This window comes from Dictyobacter vulcani (genome assembly GCF_008974265.1).
Classification (GTDB): domain Bacteria; phylum Chloroflexota; class Ktedonobacteria; order Ktedonobacterales; family Ktedonobacteraceae; genus Dictyobacter; species Dictyobacter vulcani.
Window position 1 is genome coordinate 388,336 of the sequence record NZ_BKZW01000001.1, and the last position, 13,525, is coordinate 401,860.

Consider the following 13,525-nt stretch of genomic DNA (forward strand, 5'->3'; position numbering starts at 1 on the left):
TGCTCCAACTGTGAGCATCCTCTCAACATAAACGGAAGGTGCTGGCTAGATGTGTATTTCAATTACAGCCAGCTACCTTCCCGACTGAACACGCTTTTACAGCTATTGCAAGGCAGTAAATAAGCGTTCTGGCGTTATTGGAATTTCAGAGGGGCGAACACCTACCGCATCATAGATAGCATTGGCAATCGCGCCGGCGACGGGAATAACTGGCGGCTCACCAACACCTTTCGCTCCATACGGACCCACACCTGAAGGAACCTCAACCAGAATTGGAGTAATGTTGGGCACATCAAAACTATGTGGTAAAGCATAATCCATCAAAGTAGCCGTCAGGTTCTGTCCATTCTCATCGTACTCAAAACCTTCAAGCAGAGCCCAGCCAATACCCTGAGCCACACCACCATGGATCTGGCCTTCTACCGCAGGAGGATTGATGGCGCGACCGACATCCTGAGCCGCCACATACTCTAATACGCGTACATCACCAGTTTCAGGATCAACCGCCACCTTGGCCAGATGGGCCGCATACATCGGAGAACCCTCGGGCGTGGGGTACGACCCTGGCCATAAACGGGTCCGCGACGACTGAAACTGGTAGCTGCCTTAGCGATCTTTTTCAAGGAGAGACTTTTGCCTGGTACACCCTTGACCGCGACCGCGCCATTCTCAATTTCGAGATCCTCGACAGAAGCCTCAAGCATATCACTGGCAATCTCCAAAATTTGTTGCCGTGCATCACGAGCAGCAGCCAGCACAGCAGGTCCCATCGAATAAATGGTTTTACTGCCGCCGGTCGCACCACTATAGGGCATGGTGTCCGTAGCATCGTGGGCGATATTCACATCCGAGGCAGATAGGCCCAGCCCTTCAGCCGCAATCAGGGCCAGTGAGGTATCAGATCCGGTCAAATCTACCGTACCAATGACCACTGAAATCGTACCATCTGATTCCAGGCGACATGCAGCAGCCGCCACATCATTACCACCAGGCCAGCCACCAACCGCTAAGCCAATACCAATCTTCCAGCCGGCTAGCTCAGCAGGGGGAGTAGCTTTTTGTGCGTCCCGCTCCTGCCATAAAGGATGTTGCTCCACACTCTCCAGGCACTCGATCAAGCCCAGTGGAGGCAGGACTGGACGCCGACGATTGCCAGAAGGATCCCCGCCACGCAGTCCATTTTTCTTACGGAACTCAAATGGATCCATGCCTAATTCCTGACAAAGATCAGTGACAGTAGATTCCAGGGCAAAAGCCGTCTGTGGAGCATCTGGCGCCCGATAGGCTCCCACACTGACCTTATTCGTCAATACTTCATAGACACGGATATCCGTGTTGGGACAGCGATAGACACTTGAGATCAAATAGCCTGCCAGTCCAGCGGCTGCACCAGGAAATGCACCAGCATCCAGAATGATTTTAGCCTGCAAAGCGACCAGCGTGCCATCACGTCTGGCACCCAGCCTGACAGTCAGAACCGACTGCGGCGCAGGATTGCCAGCCAGCATTTCATCCTGGCGTGTATAGACCAGCCGTACTGGCTTACGAATCGCGGCCGCGAGAGCAGCAGCCAGAGGTTCTACCAGGCCGAATTTTCCACCAAAGGCACCGCCAATGGGCATTGACTCGACCCGAATCTGCCGCTCTGGAAGAGCCAGGGCATCAGCCATATCTGAACGGGCACTAAAGAGTCCCTGGGAGCTAGAATATGCCGTAAACTGACGACCGGCTGCATCGGGAACCACGGTGATCGATTGTGGTTCCAGATACGATTGGTGCACAGGATGCGTTCGATAGGTACGCTCTACTGTCACCTCGGCCTCACCCCATCCAGCCTCGATATCACCCGTATGCATATGCACACGATCACTGACATTGGACGATAGGGCCTCATGTTCCTCTTCTTGCGCCTGCGCAGTCCCAACATCAGCATGGGTACCGCCACCGGCAATTTCCGATGTCTCATCCTCTTTACGCGGGCGTGCCAGGGGAGAAGAAGGATCCATGGCGGCCACCAGATCAACCACCACAGGCAACGGCTCATAGTCCACATCCACTGCTGCTGCTCCATCCTCTGCCAGAGCATCTGACTCCGCCAGTACCACAGCTACAGGATGGCCACACCAGAAAGTCTCTTCGCGTGCCAGTGGCGACTGCGAACGAGAACTCTCGTGCGCTTTAGCCATCTTCAATGTTTCAGCGGTATAAACAGCTACTACGCCAGGAATTGCCAGGGCAGCAGAGGAATCGATGCTAAGAATACGGGCATGTGCATAAGGGCTTAAAACCATACGAGCATGGAGCAAACCAGGAAAGGGCAGATCGCCAGAATAGCGGGTTCGTCCCGTTAATTTCTCCTCAGCATCCATACGCCGTGTTGGCTTGCCAACCACAGAATGATTTTTCTCCTGATCAATTGTTTGCGTCATATTAGGAACATTCTCCCATGAAATGGTAGGACGTTCGCCCTTTACGAGCGACCTTGCTTTCGTTTTCCACTATCTTCCGCTTCTAGTCCACAGGATGCAGCGAGCATCCCTAAAACCAGGCGAAAGGGATATCGGTATCAGGGCTTTTCAGTAGGTGTATAGATCTCTATAAAACCAGTGTATCACACACCTGGGCTTTTATGTCAGCCTGCAGGCGCCTCCACACACAAAGCTTCCAACACCATTCTTTTATACTATAGGAAATGCGGAATGACACGCGCTACAAAGAGACGTAATGATTCGACATCTAGAATACGAAACATAAAGTGCGAGACGCCAATGGCGCGGAATTGCTCCAGTTCCTGAATAATCTCATCAGGAGTGCCCGCGATAAAGTGTTTGTCAGGATTACGCTTGACCCGGGCGGAATCATTCGCGACGCTGATCGTGCTCAGATAGGATAGCTTGATATCTGAAAAATTGCGCCCGGCCTTTTCGCAATGCTGCCGTAAAATATCCAGTTTGCGCCCATATGCTTCTACGGTACAGGAGTTAAAGTTCCACCAGTCAGCATAGCGTGCCACGATAGCCAGTGTACGCTGCTCACCACCGCCTCCGATAAGTAAAGGAATAGCTGGATCAGGTTGAGGAATACAATAGGCGTCCTGCACTTGATAGTGGTGTCCTGTATAGGTTGCTGGTTGCTTTGTCCAGAGTGCGCGCAGTACGTGGATAGCATCCTCTAGCTCTTCCATGCGTGTTTTAACAGCTGGAAATGGGTAATTATAAGCCTTGTATTCATCTTCTTTCCAGCCAGCTCCTATACCAAGAATCAAGCGCCCACCAGTCAGTATTTGCAGATTCGCAGCCATCTTGGCCAGCAAAGCGGGATTGCGATAGGACTGAGACAGGACCAGCGAGCCTATCTTAAACTGGGGATACTGGGCAGCCAGATAACTGAGAGTAGTCAGGCACTCTAGCTCGTCAGTAGCTCCAACCTGTAAATGATCCTCCAGCCAGAGTGTAGTGAAACCAGCCTTAAGCTCTTCAATACAATGTCGGTTAAAATCTATTACCTCTTGCAACGGATGACCTGGATCATTTTGTCGCAACATTAAGCCAAATTCAACAGCAGCCAATGCTTTTACCTCCCAATATATCTAACGCCACGTCGCAGGGGCGAATAGCCTGGACACCTGTATGTGCATACTTCTTACGCCATGCCGTTCAATCGTGTGAGTGAAGTCACCTGCCAGGCTGTCACGTTTCGGCATAGCTGATCACCTTCCCGGTGTTACGTTCTGGCGACTTTACTAGCCGCGAGCGAGCGGCGTTCACGATTGCTTTTCAATGTCATGAGATTATCACTTTTTTGAAAGGTGGGGCAAGTGGAAACAGAAAAAAAGGAGCAAAATGAATAGGGGAATCAAACCAGGAAGAAGCAGAGGTGCTTCTTCCGCGAGGAAAACCATGCTAGAAAAGGAGCCAGGTAACAAGAAAGAACTAACTCTGCAGTGGAGGGGCTCCCCTGGCTTTTTCATCTGGAGCCAGCACAATACTCTCCAGACGTGGATCGGTATCACGTTCTTGTAGTGAGAGTAACGTTTGTCGATAAGCTGTGATGAAATCTAACAAGCCTAATGTCTCTTCGGGCGTTAAATCAAAATTAATGCCCGATGCATGTCTGAGGATCAAGCCGGTCTCCTCCATGCGAGCCCGATAACGGCCAACGATTGCATCCATAACTGACTCCTTCCCCACAAGAGGGGTGTCACATAAAAAAGATCTACTCCTCATGTCTGCCAAAATATACTCTTACTTCCATTCTAGATGGATACTCGAACTACGTCAACAAGCAAGCATAATTTCACTATTAGTAAAAACCATTTCACTGAACCTGTAGACAACTGGTAGGGCTGCAAATATACTAATTACGCCACAAATTCTACAGAGAAACAACTTCTTCAAGTCTTTCCCTGTAGAATCTTCTGTATTTCATAATGACCACGATAAACACAAACAGGTGTAGCGCATAGCCATTTCGTCAATCAGCCTAAAGGATGGGCCAATCCAGACCTGCGGCTTCATAAATGGCTTCGATGGTGGCCAGATTCTCCAGCGTCTCGCTTAAAGCAAGGTGAGGATCTTGTTTGGAGCGGATACAGCGCGCAAAGTGCTCAACCTCCAGCTGGTATTGATCCACGCCAGAAAAGTTTTGCTCGGTCATCTGCCCATCTTTGGTAATAAAGGCCGTCATATCATAATTGCCCGGCGTAAATGGGACGGGCAGTGTAATCATTCCAGCTTCACCAATAATTTCTGCCCCTGACGAGAAGGCAAACCAAAACTGCTATCCAGAATACCAAAGCAACCCTCGCCATAATCCAACACAGCATTGGTGGCAAGATCAACACTGGTTGGTCCTGTCACATGCACCCGAGCCGCTACCGAACGAGGTGAGCGCTCATAAATAGCCCGAAACAGATTCAGTGGATATGAGCCCACATCCATTAATGAGCCGCCTGCCAGTTCTGGCTTTAAACGGATGTTCTCTGTACGAGAGCGGATATCAAAGGAGAAAGAGGCCCGCACAAGCCGCACAGAGCCAATCAAGCCAGCACGAACCTGCTCAAGCGCCCAGACAATCTGTGGGTGAAAACGATACATAAATGCTTCCATCAACAGTACCTGATTGTCACGCGCTGCCTGGAACATCTCTTCGCCTTCTTCACGCGTTACAGCCAGCGGCTTCTCACACAATACGTGCTTACCGGCCTGCATGGCCTTAATACTCCATTCTGCATGCAAACTATTCGGCAAAGGAATATAGACTGCCTCTATCTCTGGATCAGCAATAATCGCTTCATAACTTTCATAAATACGCACATTGGGCGCAAAAGAATAGAGTTCAGCAGCATGTTGAGGATTACGACTACCAACTGCCAGCAGTTTGCCATTAGACGATGCACGAATGGCAGGTGCCACGGCCCGCACACCAATATTAGCCGAACTAATTATTCCAAATCTGACAGGTTCTATGTTCATGAAGTGGCTTCTTTCCTTGTTTTATCATTCGGTGAAATCGGTAGGTTTGTGGTTATAATATTGGGGCCATTTTCAAGCTGATGTTGCTTGATTGGCTCTACATGAAGCTTGATAAGCACATTTACTGATGTAGTACACCAAATTTAAATTATTAAATTTGGCTAACTTTGCTAACTTTAAGAGCGGCTCCGGCTGCGCTTTTTTGCTACCTTTTCTGGCTGTTGTTCCAGCTCTGTCGACATGCTGCTTTCTTCTAACGCTTTTTTGTATTGCAGGACAAATGGTATGCCTGATGGTTCAACATCGATAATAAAGGTTCTTCTCTCTGGCGTTAAAGGCCTTACCTCTGTAAAACCTATATGTTTCATTAGCCTTATGCCATCTGGCATATTACTCCTGGCTGCTATACGCTCTATGATCACACCTCGTTTCCCTAAGTCTATTATCAATTCGACCAGGCCGCTAATTAACTTGGATCCGTATACTCTTTTCTCATCTGTTTTGAACTTAGGGCTAACTCCCATTGCAGTTAAATATAATTCAACCTGCTTGCCACTATCAAATTTTGCTATATCTTCTGTATCTATTTTTACGGGTAAGGTCTGTCCAAGGACTCCTTCTAATTTGCCTTTTTTAAGTGGCATGATAGAAAAGTATCCAATTACTTGATAGTCGTCCTTTAGCAAGTAGTATGTTTCTGGATTAGCTTTGAGCACATTCATTCTACTATCTAACCTTGCTTCTATATCGCCTCTCTCTAGACCAAACAATTCCTGGCTGATCTCTAAACATGCCCTCATCTCTTCTCTATTCTCGACTCTTTTGATAATGGCATGGAGATGATTTCTCTGTAGAATGAAAGTTTGTAGCTCTCGCGCTAATCTCTCTACTTCGCCTCTGCTGTATACACCTTGTTTTCTGCCTGGAGGGATTATTCTTGTCAAGGCTCCGTTATCAATGTAGTTATATAACATTCCATCTGTGATACCCAAAATTTTCTTTGTTTGTGCGGCTGTGTAGTAGTCTTTACTTTCCTTGATTGCCATTTGTTTTGCTCCTTCGCTTCCTAATATTTAAGCCTCTGTTTCTATTTTACCATTATGTTGGAGGAATTTGCAATCTTAGCTAACTTGACAATTTTATGCAGGGCAGATATAATATTAAATAAGTTGGATAACTTAGATAACTTTTCAATGCAAGAGAGGATGTTAGCATGCAAGCACAACAAAAAAGTCGAGTACCTTTATTCATTCCTGGTATTGCTGGCCCTTGTTTTGATGCGCTCTATACAGTGCATTGTGTTCGCGATAGTGATAGCTCCATAGGTAGCACCTATAACAGTTGGTATATCTTGCTTGCTTACCTGGATGATAACAATGAACTCTGTTATAAGCTCCACACAGGGCGTCGCACAGGTGAACCTGTTGCCTTCTCACGCAAGTCTGATGCTGACCGTTTAGCTGCCTCTCTCAATGCATTTGTAATAGGGGGTGTTGCATGTTAGGTACTTCCGCCCATGTGGCTGCTCAATGTATCGCTCCTCCATCTGTACATCTGGTCTTTCCTGGCAAGGATGGTCGCTTTTATCCTGTTCGGTTTCTGGATATCTTTGAGTATGGTGTCTATGAGTCAATCTTACTTGATGGTGTCCTGGTAAGTTTTGAGTCTCATCAGGATGCTTTAACTTTCTGCATGCAAGACGCTCGTTTGTTATCCTTCCGTCTCACCTATATTGACTGTACTGAGTTGTGCGCTTAATGGTGAACTTCTTGCACGCCAGCACGTCAGCACGCCAGGGCGCGTACTGCTCAATGTCTGGAATGTTGGGGTATGCTGCTTTGCTCGGCAACGAGACACAAAAGAAATTGATTTCCTTTACTCCCTTTACTGTGTTGTAGCTGGTGGCCTTAGACCTCTGGCTTGTTGCTCCTAGTTGTTGGTAGATGGTCTAAGAATGACGCCAAATAGGTAACGCCGAATAGGCAACGCCGACCGTTGAGTAGATGAGTTTTTATGCGGTGCTATCAGTGTTGGTAGCATCGCACACCACGAAACTAGTAACACGTGGTGTGCCATTTACATAGATGGGTTTTTTAGTTATATTCTCTTCTCATTTTGAAAGGTGATTTTTATGGAAAAAACTATTCCGGCTGCGCTTCTGACGCTCGTTCAACTTGCAGATGGTGGGAATGTTAAAGCAAAAGAGGCACTTGAAAATATAGCTAGAGAGTTGATTGATCAAGAGGAACAAGCATTTTATCAACAGTGTGAACGGTTGATTCCTATTCTGTTACGTTGGATGGTGAGTGATATTGAAAGCAGTAAGCCATGTTATCTATCTCTGCCTTGGCAACTGGCACATCTTGAGCAAGATGCTTTATTCCTGGCTGCGCGTCCAGTTGGTCGGTTCTGGTATCGCTTTGATATGTATATCCTGGGTGATGATGGAGTAGAGGTGATGCGTGCTCCCCGCCGTTTCTCACGACATGACATTTTTCAATACCTGGATAGCGTGGTACGTGTTCCTGATGTCGAGCTTCATCTAGAGGTGCCGCTCTCCTATCGGGTTGGTGAGTTGGTGGGCTGGCTCTCTGGCTTGGCGATCTCACAGCGTGATGACGCTCTGGCCGGAATAGTGATGCTCTGCGCTCTGGTGGCTCCGCTCCTTGTCTCTGCTCCTGTTTCGTCAACCGCTCCAGCTGGCCGCCTTCGGGCTGGTAGAAAGTAGTATAGGGGTGCTGCTTATGAAGTATACGAAACGTCGTCGTAAGGTTGATGGCTCTATGCCTTCTGATCATACTGTAGGATCTGGCTTGACATTGCATGAGGCTTTAGAGGTCTTCCTCCTCTCTCATGATGCAAGAGGACACTCTAAGAATACATCGATTCACTATCGTGGACCTTTGCGTAAGCTTTTAAACTATCTTTCAACGAATTACCACTATAAAACAATTGATCAAGTAGAGGAGGTGGCTGTCCTGGGTTGGCTGGCTCATATCCGGTCGGTCAATAACTCATGGGGTAAGCCTTATAGTTCTCGTTCTGTACAGGCTTTTACACGTTGTGTGATAGCGTTTTTCCATTGGCTTGTTCAACATGATCATTTGCAAGTTAATCCTATTGCTCAACTTAAAGAGCCTAAAGCTACTAAGACTCTTATTCGCGTTTTTACTGATGATGAGTTAAAGCGTATGGATGTTGCTTGTGAGCGTACAGGTGCTAATCACAATGGATATTCTCCAGATGAGCGTAAGGCATTGGCGGCTCGTGATCGGGCAATTCTGTGGTTCTTGCTCTCGACTGGTGTTCGCGTTTCTGAACTATGCGGCGTGCTCTTTTCAGATATTGATTGGGATACGGGTATGGTCTATATCCGTGGTAAAGGTGCTAAGGAGCGCCATATACCCTTTGGTAAGGTGGCTAAGCAGCATTTGAACACATACATTAAGTACTGGCGTGGTATGCCTGCTGAGGATGGCGACGAGCACGTTTTCTTGAATGTCTTTGGTGGGTCTATAAGTGTTGGTGCTGTTTGGGACATGTTTGCACGCTTAAAAATTGTTGCAGATATTCCAGACAAACGTGTGAGTCCTCATACTTGCCGCCATTGGTTTGCTGTCAATTGTATTAAACAAGGTTTGCCTACAATTGCTCTTAAAGGATTCCTGGGTCATGAGACTTGGGAGATGATAGAGGTGTATGTGCATTTAGCTGAGCAGGACAACGTGACTCTTTATGCTCAACATTCTCCGGTTGATAATTTGAGTATGCATCATTCGGTTAAGACTAGGCGTGAGCAGATGAGGGAATGGCGTAAGGCTGCCAGGGGTGGTAAGCAGTCGAAAAAATAGTAAAGTTTTAAATCTAATATTGGGTTAACTCTAACATTAAGCTTGATCCTTGGTACATATTGAGGATTGGGCTTACTTCATTTTTAACGCTGAACGCGCTTCTAGAGGGGATTCATAGGCAATTCTTTTAGTTCATTTTGAGGCCAATATTAGCCGAACTCAAAATTCCCCAACGAATGGGATCTTTGCGGATCAAAATTCTGGGTTCCATATGATAAATAGTTCCTTTCATTCAAACTCAACTTTTATTATAAGCGCAAAAAGCCAGTCTATTTCAACGCATCCTTTTCTACCTCGTGATGGGCCAGTTGTACTCGCCTTTGATGAGCGGCGTTCTCGATGGCATTCAGCGAAACTTGTAACCCGTATGAAAACGTGCATACAATCAGAGATGTATGGACATTTCCATACTGCTAATAGTTAAGAAAGGGTATATCACGTGTCACAGACAACGAAAAAATATCCATTAAAAGTCGGTGTTCAGCTTCACCCCCAGCATACTTCCTATGAAGATTTCGCTAAGGCGGTTAAACGCGTTGAAGAAATCGGCGTAGATAGCATTTGGAACTGGGATCACTTTTTCCCTCTGTATGGAGATCCACAAGGAAATCATTTTGAGGGCTGGACCCTGTTGACCGCTATGGGTATGCTGACCAGTAAGGCTCAAATCGGCTGTCTGGTAACCTGCAATACGTATCGCAATCCTGCTTTGCTGGCAGATATGGCCAAGACACTTGATCATATCACGAATGGTCGCTTGATCCTGGGTATTGGTGCTGGCTGGTTTGAGCGCGATTATAAAGAATATGGCTATGATTTCGGTACCGCAGGTAGTCGCCTGCAGGCTCTCGAAGAGGGATTAGCGACCATCAAAAAACGCTGGGAAGTTGATGTTCCCAAACCTGTGCATGGTAATGTGCCGATATTAATCGGTGGAGGTGGCGAAAAGAAAACGCTGCGCATCACCGCCAAATATGCGGACATGTGGCACGGTTTTGGTGACGCCGAGACTATCACCCACAAAATGAAAGTTCTGGACGATTGGTGTGCTCAGGAAGGACGCAATCCTGCTGAGATTGAACGCACCTGTGGAACCGATGCTAAGGATAGCGATCAGGCTCGTGATGCACTCGTCAATGCCGGAGTCAGTCAGTTGATTCTGGGTATGGGTGCCCCATGGGACTTTGAAGCCGTCGAAAAATTGGTTCGCTGGCGCGACTCACGTCGCTAATCTTTTCTATTCCAGATCGTATACACGAAGACCACATGACTGCATGTTTAGTCATGTGGTCTTTATTTTTATGCCATGGTGCATTTTACATTAACTTCCATGAGCGTTTTCTGGAGTGAAAATGCATATAAAAAAAGCGCTATACCTGTTAGAGATATAGCGCTTTTTTGGGGGTGACCGATGGGGCTCGAACCCACAACCACTGGAGCCACAATCCAGAGCTCCGCCTATTGAGCTACGGTCACCACAGTTTTGTGTGCTCATTTCTTAGCACTTCGACAGTATACCGGACTGCTTGCGAGTTGTCAATACCTAAACACCACAATTTCAAAAAAATCGTAAAATTGGATGAGCTAGCAGATTTCTCCAGATTTTTTTGAAGCCAGGCTGCCTACGAAATGGCTGTACGATTGAATACTGGCTTGATTGAGCGATCCAGAAACAGGTAGCCGAGGGCAAGCGCACTCATCAGGATACCAAAAATTGGTCCAAACATGTGGATAAGCGATCTGTATTCAGGCTGGCTCAGCAAGAAAGCCTCATAAAGAACCTCACTACATTCATATGCGACAGTTGCCCAGTAAGCCCAATATTTAACTGTCCATAAGCCATAGACCACAACAAAGCCCAGTAGCGCCCCAATCAATAAGGCAATAAAATCACGCGAGCCAGGTACAGTAAAAGGTAACAGGACAAGACAGCCGAGGCTACCCATCAACTCAAAAATAGCAAATGTTGCGATGCTGCGCGGCCGCGAAGAGGTAGTTAATTTCATGGCACTCTCTTTTCCATATAGAATATGATTATGCAGATAGAATAAACAGATCAACGTCCCTATTTATATAGCACAGTGTATCGCCCTGTCAAAAAAAACACTATCTGGCCGGTACCATCAAAAGAAATAGAACACAGAAATCCTTATAATTTTTTGCTGCACGAAATCAGGGATCGAAACACACTTGACAAGCAGAAATCCCTGTCCTACACTCCAAAGAGAAGACACACAATAAAAATTGGCCATCCAGAGAAAAGGACAAACACAGGTATGTCACAGGGACCAAACAGTGTTTCAAAAGGGACAGGCATTCCTGAGAGCACACAAGAAGACGATCAGCAGCTTTCGATCGAAGGAGAAGAACTGGCAGCATTGCCAGAACTTCCTCCCGGTATTTTTATTCCAGTGCCCGCAAAAACACCACGCAAGAAAACAATCTGGCCTGACGCCATCGATGTAATCTTTGAGAAAGATCCAGCTTGCAAAAGCGTGTTTGAAGCACTTCTTTATCAGAGTTTCTGGGCAGTCCTGTTTCATCGCCTGGCCCACTCCCTCTATCAAGCTCATATCCCTTTTGTTCCGCGCCTGATCTCCCAGTTTGCACGCTTCCTGACTGGAGGTATTGAGATTCATCCTGGTGCACAGATCGGCAAACGCTTTTTTATTGATCATGGAGCTGGTGTCGTGATTGGCGAGACGGCAGTGATTGGCAACAATGTGATGCTTTATCATCAGGTTACATTGGGAGCCACAGGCTGGTGGAGGCCTAATCCATTCCGCAAGCAGCAGAAGCGACATCCAACCATCGAAGATGATGTCACCATCGGCGTTGGAGCTGCGCTGCTCGGACCTATTACGATCGGTAAAGGCAGTAAAATCGGAGGTATGACCCTGGTGTTGGAATCTGTTCCAGCTAATTCAGTGGTAGTTTCCAAACCAGCTGAGCTGCTTGTTAAGGGTGGCGAGACACTGGAAACTCATCAGGAACTGACGCAGGGCTGGAATGGAAAAGATCCCTGGGAGATGGATTATCAAATCTAATTTCAATCAGCTAAATCGACAGTAGCACCAAACTCTGGTAGCAGGCCTTACTCATATAATTGCAAAGTATCCAGCAATAAAGACCAGAAGCGCTCAAAAGAGAGGGCATAACCAACACGTGCATTGGGAGAAAATCCAGACTTCCCATAGATATCACAAATAGTACGTCCCTCGGTCCAGTGCCCTCTACACTCAATAGCGACATGCATCTCTTTAAAGGCGATCACATCTGGATCAATGATCGCCGCCACGGCACACGGATCATGAATGGGGGGTGCGGGAAAACCAAAAACCTGGCGATACGAATCAGCAAAATAGTGCAAGAGATCAGCGACAAAGGCAGGAACCGGACCGGGCAACGTGTGCAGGCGCTGCATAATTTCCTCGGTGGCTAACGCTTGATGAGTTACTTCCAACGGAACCATTGTAATTGGCCGACCACAGGCAAATACCAGTTCCGCCGCTTCCGGATCAGCCCAGATATTAAATTCGGCGCTGGCAGTGACATTACCGACACTGATTGCTCCCCCCATCAAAGAAATACCCTGGATCTTCGGCAGAATAGCCGGCTCACGACGGATAGCTGCGGCAATATTCGTCAGCGGTCCAGTCGGTACCAATATGATATCCCCGGCCGAGTGTAAAAGCAGGTCGATCAGCAGGTCAACAGCATGCTGTGGAGCCAGGGAACACGTAGGGGCAGGCATCTCAGGACCATCCATACCCGTATCTCCATGGATATCAGCAGCATGGCGGGCAGGACGTATCAAGGGCTGATTCATTCCTTTAGCCACAGGTACATCCAGGATCTTTGCCAGGGAACACACCTTCAGCGCATTCAGAGAGGTTTTCTCAACCGACTGATTGCCAGCTACCGTGGTAATCGCCAGCAATTCCAGCGCTGGATGCCGGGCCGCTAGCAGGAGCGCAATGGCATCATCATGCCCCGGATCACAATCCAGGATCAGCTTCTGTCTCATACATCTATCCTTCGAAATATAGATCATCATTGATATAACTACAATGATCGCTGTCTGAGGTACAAGAGCGTGTATGATCAATCGTAACATGCTCGGAAAGCGATTTCAACTCAAGATCTGAGCACTATCATTTCCAACGAGTGCTAACTGGCATGGCAATTAGCACTCGACGC

The 13,525-nt window shown here is 47.4% G+C and carries 15 protein-coding genes and 1 tRNA gene; 6 read left to right on the forward strand and 10 right to left on the reverse strand.

The genetic code is table 11. From position 1 onward, the window contains the following. Positions 1-102: 102 nt before the first annotated feature. The 7 genes from KDW_RS34755 to KDW_RS01640 form a co-directional block, all read right to left on the reverse strand. The gene (locus KDW_RS34755; RefSeq protein WP_198925159.1) at positions 103-534 is read right to left on the reverse strand and encodes a xanthine dehydrogenase family protein molybdopterin-binding subunit; all 432 of its coding nucleotides are present in this window, start codon (positions 532-534) and stop codon (positions 103-105) included. Further along, entirely contained in the window at positions 471-2,429 is a 1,959-nt protein-coding gene (locus tag KDW_RS01615; protein WP_198925160.1) for a xanthine dehydrogenase family protein molybdopterin-binding subunit, read from the reverse strand. The genes KDW_RS34755 and KDW_RS01615 overlap by 64 nt, the downstream gene beginning before the upstream one ends. A 254-nt stretch (positions 2,430-2,683) precedes the next feature. Continuing rightward, positions 2,684-3,568, reverse strand: a complete 885-nt coding sequence (locus KDW_RS01620) for an LLM class flavin-dependent oxidoreductase (protein ID WP_151754347.1) — start codon at positions 3,566-3,568, stop codon at positions 2,684-2,686. Between the two features lie 364 nt (positions 3,569-3,932). Further along, positions 3,933-4,172 carry a hypothetical protein gene (locus tag KDW_RS01625; protein WP_151754348.1) on the reverse strand — a complete coding sequence of 80 codons (240 nt, stop codon included), beginning with the start codon at positions 4,170-4,172 and terminating at the stop codon, positions 3,933-3,935. A gap of 310 nt (positions 4,173-4,482) precedes the next feature. Next, positions 4,483-4,728 (reverse strand): Gfo/Idh/MocA family oxidoreductase, encoded by a 246-nt coding sequence (locus KDW_RS01630; RefSeq protein WP_151754349.1) that lies wholly within the window; start codon positions 4,726-4,728, stop codon positions 4,483-4,485. Further along, complete coding sequence (locus KDW_RS01635; RefSeq protein ID WP_151754350.1) at positions 4,725-5,474, reverse strand: Gfo/Idh/MocA family protein; 750 nt, start codon at positions 5,472-5,474, stop codon at positions 4,725-4,727. Before KDW_RS01635 ends, KDW_RS01630 begins: the two co-directional genes overlap by 4 nt. A gap of 176 nt (positions 5,475-5,650) precedes the next feature. Further along, complete coding sequence (locus tag KDW_RS01640; RefSeq protein WP_198925161.1) at positions 5,651-6,520, reverse strand: hypothetical protein; 870 nt, start codon at positions 6,518-6,520, stop codon at positions 5,651-5,653. Positions 6,521-6,687: 167 nt separating this feature from the next. On the opposite strand from KDW_RS01640, the gene KDW_RS01645 reads away from it, so the two are divergent. From KDW_RS01645 to KDW_RS01665, 5 genes are all read left to right on the forward strand, one after another. Then, positions 6,688-6,978, forward strand: a complete 291-nt coding sequence (locus tag KDW_RS01645) for a hypothetical protein (RefSeq protein WP_151754351.1) — start codon at positions 6,688-6,690, stop codon at positions 6,976-6,978. Next, a complete protein-coding gene (locus KDW_RS01650; protein ID WP_151754352.1) occupies positions 6,972-7,232 on the forward strand; it encodes a hypothetical protein in 261 nt (86 codons plus the stop codon). Before KDW_RS01645 ends, KDW_RS01650 begins: the two co-directional genes overlap by 7 nt. Before the next feature lie 373 nt (positions 7,233-7,605). Then, complete coding sequence (locus KDW_RS01655; RefSeq protein ID WP_151754353.1) at positions 7,606-8,202, forward strand: hypothetical protein; 597 nt, start codon at positions 7,606-7,608, stop codon at positions 8,200-8,202. A 16-nt stretch (positions 8,203-8,218) separates the two neighbouring features. Continuing rightward, positions 8,219-9,325, forward strand: a complete 1,107-nt coding sequence (locus tag KDW_RS01660) for a tyrosine-type recombinase/integrase (protein ID WP_151754354.1) — start codon at positions 8,219-8,221, stop codon at positions 9,323-9,325. Positions 9,326-9,764: 439 nt separating this feature from the next. Beyond that, positions 9,765-10,556, forward strand: coding sequence for an LLM class F420-dependent oxidoreductase (locus KDW_RS01665; protein WP_151754355.1), 792 nt, complete (start codon positions 9,765-9,767; stop codon positions 10,554-10,556). Between the two features lie 168 nt (positions 10,557-10,724). On the opposite strand, the gene KDW_RS01670 is transcribed toward KDW_RS01665, so the two are convergent. Continuing rightward, positions 10,725-10,802: transfer RNA gene (locus tag KDW_RS01670), tRNA-His, on the reverse strand. A 145-nt stretch (positions 10,803-10,947) separates the two neighbouring features. Then, on the reverse strand, positions 10,948-11,331 hold the full coding sequence (locus KDW_RS01675; RefSeq protein ID WP_151754356.1) for a hypothetical protein: 384 nt from the start codon (positions 11,329-11,331) through the stop codon (positions 10,948-10,950). Between the two features lie 270 nt (positions 11,332-11,601). On the opposite strand from KDW_RS01675, the gene epsC reads away from it, so the two are divergent. Continuing rightward, a complete protein-coding gene (gene epsC / locus KDW_RS01680; RefSeq protein WP_151754357.1) occupies positions 11,602-12,372 on the forward strand; it encodes a serine O-acetyltransferase EpsC in 771 nt (256 codons plus the stop codon). Positions 12,373-12,419: 47 nt separating this feature from the next. On the opposite strand, the gene KDW_RS01685 is transcribed toward epsC, so the two are convergent. Continuing rightward, entirely contained in the window at positions 12,420-13,352 is a 933-nt protein-coding gene (locus tag KDW_RS01685; protein ID WP_151754358.1) for a nucleoside hydrolase, read from the reverse strand. Between the last annotated feature and the right edge of the window lie 173 nt (positions 13,353-13,525).

Excerpts from the sequence above, each read along its gene's own strand:
- KDW_RS34755 (WP_198925159.1), bottom strand. The coding sequence starts at position 534 with ATGTATGCGGCCCATCTGGCCAAGGTGGCGGTTGATCCTGAAACTGGT.
- KDW_RS01615 (WP_198925160.1), bottom strand. The coding sequence starts at position 2,429 with ATGACGCAAACAATTGATCAGGAGAAAAATCATTCTGTGGTTGGCAAG.
- KDW_RS01625 (WP_151754348.1), bottom strand. The coding sequence starts at position 4,172 with ATGGATGCAATCGTTGGCCGTTATCGGGCTCGCATGGAGGAGACCGGC.
- KDW_RS01630 (WP_151754349.1), bottom strand. The coding sequence starts at position 4,728 with ATGATTACACTGCCCGTCCCATTTACGCCGGGCAATTATGATATGACG.
- KDW_RS01635 (WP_151754350.1), bottom strand. The coding sequence starts at position 5,474 with ATGAACATAGAACCTGTCAGATTTGGAATAATTAGTTCGGCTAATATT.
- KDW_RS01640 (WP_198925161.1), bottom strand. The coding sequence starts at position 6,520 with ATGGCAATCAAGGAAAGTAAAGACTACTACACAGCCGCACAAACAAAG.
- KDW_RS01645 (WP_151754351.1), top strand. The coding sequence starts at position 6,688 with ATGCAAGCACAACAAAAAAGTCGAGTACCTTTATTCATTCCTGGTATT.
- KDW_RS01650 (WP_151754352.1), top strand. The coding sequence starts at position 6,972 with ATGTTAGGTACTTCCGCCCATGTGGCTGCTCAATGTATCGCTCCTCCA.
- KDW_RS01655 (WP_151754353.1), top strand. The coding sequence starts at position 7,606 with ATGGAAAAAACTATTCCGGCTGCGCTTCTGACGCTCGTTCAACTTGCA.
- KDW_RS01660 (WP_151754354.1), top strand. The coding sequence starts at position 8,219 with ATGAAGTATACGAAACGTCGTCGTAAGGTTGATGGCTCTATGCCTTCT.
- KDW_RS01675 (WP_151754356.1), bottom strand. The coding sequence starts at position 11,331 with ATGAAATTAACTACCTCTTCGCGGCCGCGCAGCATCGCAACATTTGCT.
- epsC (WP_151754357.1), top strand. The coding sequence starts at position 11,602 with ATGTCACAGGGACCAAACAGTGTTTCAAAAGGGACAGGCATTCCTGAG.
- KDW_RS01685 (WP_151754358.1), bottom strand. The coding sequence starts at position 13,352 with ATGAGACAGAAGCTGATCCTGGATTGTGATCCGGGGCATGATGATGCC.